Here is an 8,887-nt window from a genome sequence, read left to right on the forward strand (position 1 = left end):
ATGCTTGTACTGAAGGCTTTAATAACAAAATTAAAGTTATTAAAAGAAATGCCTTCGGCTTTAAAAACTTTGATAGGTTTAGAAATAGAATTCTTCATTGCTGTAATTAAAGTAAATTATAATACCAAATTTTAGAAAACCAACTCCCGTTGGTCTTTTTGTNCTGCAATTTTTTGCAGGGGACTCTCCCCCATCCAACCTATCTTTATAAAATCACTCTCAAACAAGAAAGGACAGGCATTCTAATTGAATACCCGCCCCAACAATTGACAAAGAGCCAAATAAATAAGGCCTAATCATACGATTAGGCCTTATGGCAGGGGCAGTAGGAATCGAACCCACAGCCTACGGTTTTGGAGACCGTTGCTCTACCAATTGAGCTATACCCCTTCGACATAGATTATTTTATAATATATTATGACATTTGTCAACACCTAATTATAAAAAATATAGGATATTTTAATCTTTCTATAAGTATGGGTAGTTTGCAATATAGGGTTAGTATATATAAAAAGTTATGTATGAATTATCCCTAAGAAAAAACATTGTTTTTTTCAGATTGTTGACAAACCTAATTGTTAGCTAAATTATGAAAAAGCCCTATGAATGGATTCCAAATTGGCAAAATGAACGAATGCCCAAGAAATCCTTCATAGGGCTAATCAATATATAACTTTTAGAACAGCCTGAAGAAAACATTGTTTTTCTTGGGGCTTTATGAATTATTTATCAGGTGCAATATATTCATTTTTATTATCTAACCTACTTATAGCTTCATCAAAAAGCTGTTGCACCATCTGTGCAAATTGGTCTGGGGTAATAACTGCCTTAACGAATGCAGGAAGCTTGTCATACTGTGAAACTACGTAGTAGAATTTCTTCTTTCCCTCGGTTAGTGCAAGTTCTTCAGCCTTCTTTTCAACATAGAACATAAATTCAAGAGCCAGTTTTTTTGCATATTCTCTGTTTACAAAGTAATATATAACAAGTATTGCCAATACTGCTACAATGCCCCAAAGCTCTGGCATAAAATATCCCCCCTTTTTTAGTACATTATATGTGGGAGGATGTTAAAAAGTGATTTTTTTAAGTTAATTTAATCTTGTACCACAGAAGGGGCAATAGGGATAATCAGGATTAACTAAGTTTTTGCAATTTGGACATACTTTTTCAGCATAGGGATTATATATCTCCCTTAAGTCCTTATCCTCTATATCGTTTATTTCTCTTAATTCATATTTTTTTCCAACTTCCTTTGGTATCTCAAATATTCTGTTACAGCATCTTGAGATAGCAAAGTAATGTTCATCAAATTTAAATAACTTAATGAAGAAAAAGTGAAAATAAGAATATCTTTTATACACTTTATATGTGGTAAACTGCCCGCATACTTTGCAAACTTTACTATTTATATCTCCAATATGTTCTTCTTTGCCTTCAACTCCAAATATACCTATAAAGAACATATACCTTCCCCCTCATTGCATTCTATATCCTTTAGCATATCACAAACTTCACCTATTGAGTAGATATATAATCTATGAAGAGGTCTTGTAAGTGCTACATAAAGAAGCTTTATATCAAGCTCATTCTGCTTATATAAATCTCTGCTGGCATTAGGTATAAATACGGCATCAAATTCGAGTCCCTTTGAAAGATACGAAGGTACAATAACCCTCTTTGCAGAATATTCCTTTTCATTACCTGTTATTAGTTTAAAGTCCAACCCCTTCTTTTTAAGAAGCTTATGAATTTCCTTACATTCACTTAGTGTTTTTCCAATGATAGCTATTGTGTTAATATTTGATTGCTCTAATTCTTGAATTTTTATAAAAATATTTTCTACAACTTCCTTTAAGGAGTTTAACTTTTTTACTTTTACCCTTTCACCGTGTCGAATAACAGGTTTCCCAATTTGAACCTGAGTATCTTTAATATGGCTTATAACCTTGTTTGCAACCTCCATAATCTCAATACTTGTTCTATAGGTTTGTTCAAGGGTAAGGTAATTGGCAGAATTATTAAATACAATGCTCCTTATTTCATTCCAATCTCTAACTCCACGATAATAGTGTATTCCTTGGTTTAAATCACCAAGAATCGTAAAGGAACTATCTTTTATAATGTTTTTTAAAACATACAGCTGTAGTACACTAAAATCCTGTGCCTCGTCGATTACAATATGTTTAACCTTAATTTTTTCGTTAAGACCTAAAGTAGTATATTTAATAAAAAGAAGTGGAGCCAAATCTTCATATTCATATAAATTAGATTCAATATTTTTCTTATACGAATCTATTAAATATTCATAGGCATATTTGTCTATATATTTAAGTGCCTGTTCTTTAAATAGATTGCTAAATATGAATTCATCATAGTACTCAAAGGGTGATTTTATTTCTATTGCCCTTATAAAATTTTGTGCACCATTTTTTACAAAATCGTTTACCTTACCTATAAGTTCATCGCGTTTATTGTATGTTTCAGTTAATTTAATTCTTCTTTCTTCTGTGTCTTCAATGCTTAATTTAATTTTATTAACCTCTAAATCACAAATCCTGTGTAATTTTTCAATTAACTCATCCTTTTTAAGTTTTGCTCTATTTTGTAGATGTTTTTTTATTTCATTTAACCTTTTTTGAAAAGGAAGGTCAGAATAATTTATTAAGAAAAGTTTTTGTATATCCTCATAGGAGTATAGCTCTATCTTTCCAACATTAAAGGAATTTTGAGGTATAATAGTCTGTTCTACTTGCTTCAGATAAAGACTTAATATATCCATAAATTCCTTTGATGTTTTAAATTTAGTTGCTTCAATTATAATTTCCTTCTCTCTTTCATCCTCAATATCTACTAATTTAGAAAGTTTACTGTTTACATCCTTAATCTTAACCTTCTTTTCAAGAACCTCAAAGGCAAACTCTTCAAAGGTAGTTTGTTTAACTCTATTAACTCCAAGTTCGGGTAAAACATCAGATATATAATTTAAAAAGAGCTTATTTGGAGCAATAATCATATAGTTTTCAGGAACAAAATCCTTGTCATAGTTGTAAATAAGATAGGCAATTCTATGGAGAGCAATAGTTGTTTTACCACTTCCTGCAACCCCTTGAACAATTAGTGGTTTCCACATATCTGCTCTTATTATCCTGTTTTGTTCAACTTGTATAGTTGAAACAATATCCTTCAACCTATTATCTGCGTTTGCACCAAGGAAGGCCTGTAAAAATTCATCGTTTGTTGTTATATCAATATCAAACATATTTAAAAGTTTACCATCATCAATTGTATACTGCCTTTTTAAATGAATTTCTCCATAAATTCTTCCATCAGGACAGTCATAATGGGCTCTACCCAAACGTCCCTCATAATAAAGATTAGCAATTGGTGCTCTCCAGTCTATTATTATTGGTTTGTAGTTTTTGTCATCAAGCACAGACATCTTCCCAATATAAAGCTTTTCACGATTTTTTGAACCATCTTCTGTAAAGTCAACCCTTGCAAAATAGGGTTTTTTATGTGCGTTCTCAATCTTTTTTAATTTCTCTTCTATTGTATCGGAAAGCTGAGTGTTGATTATCATACTGATGTAGGGGTCACTGCTGTCATCTTTAGGGTCTCCTACTCCACTTGATAGCTCTTTGTTTAACCTATCTTTTGTTTTAAGAAGTGAACTGTGATATTTATTTAAAAATTCAAGTATAAAGCTTAAAAATTGTACTTCCTGTTTATAATCTGGATGATTTTGGATTGACATAAAAACACCTCCGTTTATATTTTTGGAGGTCCTTGAAAACAGCTTAAATTTATTCTAAATCATTTTAAAGTATATGTAAATACGATTTCCTGGGAAATAGACTATTTAACTGCAAATAAAATATGTTGACTGTAAATTACATAGATACTAATAAATAAGGTTGCTAAAAGTGAGAGCTGGACTAATGTTAGACACAGTTTAATCCTTTGGTCGTCTAATTTAAATTTTATTATTTGAAATATAAAAAGACTAATAATGAAAAACAAAGAGAATTTTATCACAGAATTTACCCCCTTAATATTAATATATTAAGAGTATGGGCAATTATAATATTTTTATACACGATATATAAATATACACAAATGGAATAATATGTTACAATATTCTTGGGGGTGATAAAATGGAGAATCGAGGAAAGAAGATAGAGAGGATGTATTATATCTTAGCAGGGATACTTTTAGTTGGATTTTTATTTAGTTACTTTAGCAAAGGCATAAAAGATTATTTTGTACCTAAGTTAAAAACCTTTAATTATCAGGTAAGGACAAGGATTTTAAAGCAAGAGGATTTTTATACCAATTACACTAAAAATCAGGCTATTGTAGGAGATACTATATATTTTGTACCTGCCTTAAAATATGAGGATTTTTGCCTATATGCCTACAATACAAAGAATAAAACATTAGAAATGATTACAAAAAATTGGGTAAACCAAGTTGAGGCCTATGAAGGCATTGTTTATTTTAGGGATGTTAAAGATACATTATATAGGTTGAATCCTAAAAACAAATCTATAGAAAAACTGTTTGACAACTGTGCAGATTTTCAAATTGTTGATAATAAAATTGCCTATTTAAATAGTGAAAACAGAAATGTAATTTTATATGATATTTCAAATAAAACTAATATAGATTTAAAAATATACCCTCATAAGTTTTTATATATGGGAGATGTTATCTACTATTATTTTACAGATGAAAGCAGTTATATATATGAAATGAATATAAAGGATAAAACCTATAAAACATATCGATTGCAGGATCCTATTTTAAATTTGATGTACTACAATGGATATTTTTATACATCAGTTGGCAACATTAAGATAGTTTGCTTTAATAATAAATTTGAAAAGCTTTGGGAAATAGCAGATCAAAATAGAGGGATTGAATTATCTAAAATTTTAAAAGGAAGAGTATATTATTATAGTTTAAGTAACAGAGAAATTGAAAGAGTCCTAATGAGTGTTGACTTAGAAGGTAAGAATCCAAGGGAGGAGCTAAAGGTTAATGGAATAACCTATAACAATGTTGAATTTATAGTGGAGGGTAATAAAGACTATATATATGATATAAAAAACAAGAAGAAATACGAATTTCCTGGTATAAAGCCTATTCTTTTTTATTATCCAGACAAAAAAGAAATAGATACACTTCAGGGATATAGGATGGTTAAAGCAAATAACAAATTATTTTATTCAGATTATGTTAAATTAATTGAGCATAAATTAGGTTCTGATGATGGAGATAGAGTTTTCATTAGTAATAATTTGAAAAATATATTTGTTAAGGATTTAAAAGCTGTAGGCGGTAATTTGTTTTTTTATGGGGGTCAGCTATATAGTTTTGATATAGATTCAAATACTCCTAATTTGGTAACTAATATATTAACTAATAGGATGTTTGTTGATGGAGACACGATTTATATCTTTTCAATAACAAATTTATATAGAATATACAATAATAAAATCGAAAGGTTATTAGAGAATGCTTGGGTACTATATATAGGAAATGGTAAAATATATTATTACCCTAATGAAAATGGTATAACAAATGGAACGAAAATTATGGTTTTAGATATAAAAACCAACAAAACAGAAGAGATTAAAAATGATGGTGTATACTTATCAGAAATTTTATATATAAATGATAAAAATATTTATTATGTTGAAGGGAACAATCTATGTGTCTATAATTTTGAAACTAAAGAAAAAAACATATTACACAGCAATTTATTATTTTTTGATGGATGCCTTGTATCAAATGAAAAAATATTTTTTATAGAAATCAACGATAATGGAAAATTTAAAATAAAATGTTTGAATATTAATACCAATAAGCTGTCAACAGTAGTGGAAGACATAGGATGTATAAATTCATATCTGTATGATGAAAAACAAAAGAAGCTCTACTATACAATAAGTGACTATTATAAAGTTTTAGAGGTTGATGTTAAATGAAAGAAGTAGGGAAACGTCTACTTCAATTTGTTGAAAAAGTTATACATTGCTTAGCCCTATGAAGGATTTTTTGGGCATCGGTTCATTTCGCTAAGCATTCTAAGTTTTTCTTTGTTTGAAAAAGTCCTACCCTCGCGATGCCATCGTCCTGATGGCCGCTCGGCTCGGCACGTCCTGTGCCGAATTACGGACTTTTTCAAAGTCGAAAAACAAGAATTGCTAAAGCTCATGAAAGAGCCCATTAAAATCCTTTCATAGGGCTTTTTCATACTTTAGCTAAAATTAGGTTTAGCAACAATCTAAAGAAGTAGTCAAAATCCTACTTCTTCTAATCTTCGTCTATCTTTCCCTCCATTTTAAGCTTTTCCTTTATAAAATCAATTCCCTCACCAATTCTATATCTTTTAGACATAGTAGGAAGAGCCTTGCCTACAATACCTTTTCTACTTTTTCTAACCATAAACTCAGCCTCCCTTCTATTTATATTTTGATTTAAAATATAAATAATATAAGTGAAATAATTAGAAATGAAGTATAAATATAGAAAAGTATAGCTTAAAGTCAAAGAAACAATGTAAATACTATACTATACAAGTAAAAATAATACATAAAAACATTTAAAAATTAACTAAAAATAATATTTATTTTGTAAAAGGCTTGTTAAGTTTTTGAAGTTAAGTTACGATAAAGAATATATACAAAAATACAAAGGAGGAAATGCAGAATGACAATGGGAAAACGAATATCCTTGTTCGTACTATCAATTTTTGTAACAAGCATTGTAATAATAGGCTTATTATCCTATAAGGGTGTTAATGATTACTTTATTAAAAGATTAAATGGTGAAATTTTAAATATCTCATCATCAGAGGCAGAAAAAATAGATGCTATTTTAGAAAAAGAGGTATCAGAACTCCACGGACTTGCCTCCTCGGGTGATGCTAAGGCAGTTTTACAGGGACAAGGAGATGTGGAGGCATTAAATAGATTATTCGAAAATTATGTAACAATTGTTGGTAATAGTGAACATATATTTCTTGTAGATTTAAATGGTACAATATTAGCAGACAGTGATAGAAATTTAATTGGTAAAAGTGTACAGGACAGGCAATACACAAAGGATACAATAAGTACAAAAAGGCCTGTAATAAGCGAGGTTCTTGTTTCAAAATCAACTGGAGAATTAGTAGTTGCAGTAACATATCCAGTTTTTATAGATGGATATATAAAGGGTTTTGTGGCAAGTGCAGTAAAATGCAGCAGCTTTTCAAAGTATTTAAAGGATGAGGGAGTTGCTGGATTAAAGTCTGGATATACTTATCTTGTGGATACAAAGGGTAAAATGATATACCATAAGGATAAAAACAAAATAGGTAAACCTGTTGAAAATGAAGCTGTTAAAGGACTAATAGAAAAGCTTAATACAAATGCAAAGGTTGAGAGAGATACAATAAATTATGTGTATAATGGAGCAAAAAAGATTGCAGGATATGATTTTACAAAAAAGACAGGATGGATTGTTGTAACAACAGTTGATGAAGGAGAAGCTGTAGCACCAATAAATTCACTAATACGAAAACTTGTATTAATCTTTTCAGTTTTAGGATTAATTGCTGTAGTATTATGTTATCTATTCGTTGAAAGAATAACAAGCCCATTGAAGAAGGTAGTAAAGCTAATTGATGAAACATCAAGATTTGAATTAAACTACAAGAAGGAATATGATGACCTTTTAAAATATAAAGGAGAAGTTGGAATTATTGCAAATGCAGTTGCTAATTTAAGAGTTCAATTAAGGGATATAGTAGGTAAAATTGTTGATGTGTCTGAAGTTATTAAGGAAAATGCCTTTAAGGTTTCAAATACTGTTGAAATGCTAAAGTCAGAGGCAGAAGACAATATGGCAACAACAGAGGAACTTGCAGCAGGAATGGAGGAAACATCAGCTGCAACAGAAGAAGTAACAGCAACATCAGATTCGATATTAGCAAATGTAGAGCAGATTAGAGAAAAGGTAGAGAAGGTTACAAGCTATACTGAGGAGATAAAGGAAAGAGCATTAATGATAGATGCAGATGTAAAATCTTCAAAGGAAAATGCTCTAAATATTTATAGCAATGTTAAAAGGGACCTTGAAGAGGCAATAGAAGAATCAAAGAAGGTAGAAAAGATAAATGAACTTGCAGATGCAATAATTGCAATAACATCCCAAACAAACCTGCTTGCTCTAAATGCAGCAATAGAGGCTGCACGTGCTGGAGAGGCGGGACGTGGATTTGCTGTTGTTGCAGATGAAGTAAGGAAGCTTGCAGAAGAATCCTCAAAAATTGCAGCAAATATACAAAAGGTTGTTGAGATGGTAAATGCATCGGTTAAAAACCTTGCAAAGAGCAGTGAAGATATACTTGGATTTATTGAGGAAAAGGTTACAAATGACTATAATGCATTTATAGTTGTTGGTGAGCAGTATAATATGGATGCAGATACTATATATAACTATATGGAAGAGGTAAAGATTCAGATAAAGGAAGCAACAGAGGCAGTTTCTGATATAGTTAGGGCAATAAGCGATGTGGCAAAGACAGTAAATGAAGGTGCAATAGGAACTGAAGATATTGCATCAAAGACTCAAAATATAGTTGCAGCAGTTGATGGAGTAAAGGAAATTTCAGACCAAAACCTTGAGGGAGCAAACAAGCTAAAGGATGTATTGAGTGTGATAAAATTATAAAGTGTTGCCTTAAAAAGGCAACACTTTTTCTATCTAAAAAGGTAAGTGTTGATTAGCCCCATAAAGGATTTCTTGGGCATTCGTTCATTTCGCCAAGCAATTCTAAGCTTTTCTTTGTTTGAAAAAGTCCTACCCTCGCGATGCCATCGTCCTGATGGCCGCT

General features: G+C 30.5%; 7 protein-coding genes and 1 tRNA gene. 3 read left to right on the forward strand and 5 right to left on the reverse strand.

What is annotated here, in order from left to right; genetic code table 11:
- Positions 1-110 (forward strand): transposase (locus A3M9_RS14520; protein ID WP_156897870.1); only part of this gene is annotated, 110 nt, incomplete at its 5' end.
- 204 nt (positions 111-314) lie between these two features.
- Here the strand turns inward: A3M9_RS14520 and A3M9_RS0111760 are convergent.
- The 4 genes from A3M9_RS0111760 to helD form a co-directional block, all read right to left on the reverse strand.
- Positions 315-390, reverse strand: a tRNA-Trp gene (locus tag A3M9_RS0111760).
- 332 nt (positions 391-722) lie between these two features.
- Positions 723-1,028, reverse strand: coding sequence for a hypothetical protein (locus A3M9_RS0111765; protein ID WP_027309370.1), 306 nt, complete (start codon positions 1,026-1,028; stop codon positions 723-725).
- Between the two features lie 63 nt (positions 1,029-1,091).
- Positions 1,092-1,466 carry a zinc ribbon domain-containing protein gene (locus A3M9_RS0111770; protein WP_027309371.1) on the reverse strand — a complete coding sequence of 125 codons (375 nt, stop codon included), beginning with the start codon at positions 1,464-1,466 and terminating at the stop codon, positions 1,092-1,094.
- Positions 1,454-3,757, reverse strand: a complete 2,304-nt coding sequence (gene helD, locus A3M9_RS0111775) for an RNA polymerase recycling motor HelD (RefSeq protein ID WP_027309372.1) — start codon at positions 3,755-3,757, stop codon at positions 1,454-1,456. The genes A3M9_RS0111770 and helD overlap by 13 nt, the downstream gene beginning before the upstream one ends.
- A gap of 400 nt (positions 3,758-4,157) precedes the next feature.
- On the opposite strand from helD, the gene A3M9_RS0111785 reads away from it, so the two are divergent.
- Positions 4,158-5,993, forward strand: coding sequence for a DUF5050 domain-containing protein (locus A3M9_RS0111785; protein WP_027309374.1), 1,836 nt, complete (start codon positions 4,158-4,160; stop codon positions 5,991-5,993).
- Between the two features lie 328 nt (positions 5,994-6,321).
- On the opposite strand, the gene A3M9_RS14995 is transcribed toward A3M9_RS0111785, so the two are convergent.
- Positions 6,322-6,453: a hypothetical protein gene (locus A3M9_RS14995; protein ID WP_256379688.1), complete on the reverse strand. Its 132-nt coding sequence runs from the start codon at positions 6,451-6,453 to the stop codon at positions 6,322-6,324.
- A 264-nt stretch (positions 6,454-6,717) separates the two neighbouring features.
- Between A3M9_RS14995 and A3M9_RS0111795 the strand changes: the two genes are divergently transcribed.
- Positions 6,718-8,724: a methyl-accepting chemotaxis protein gene (locus A3M9_RS0111795; RefSeq protein ID WP_027309375.1), complete on the forward strand. Its 2,007-nt coding sequence runs from the start codon at positions 6,718-6,720 to the stop codon at positions 8,722-8,724.
- Positions 8,725-8,887 lie beyond the last annotated feature (163 nt).

This window comes from Caloramator sp. ALD01, from assembly GCF_000472625.1.
Classification (GTDB): domain Bacteria; phylum Bacillota; class Clostridia; order Clostridiales; family Caloramatoraceae; genus Thermobrachium; species Thermobrachium proteoclasticum.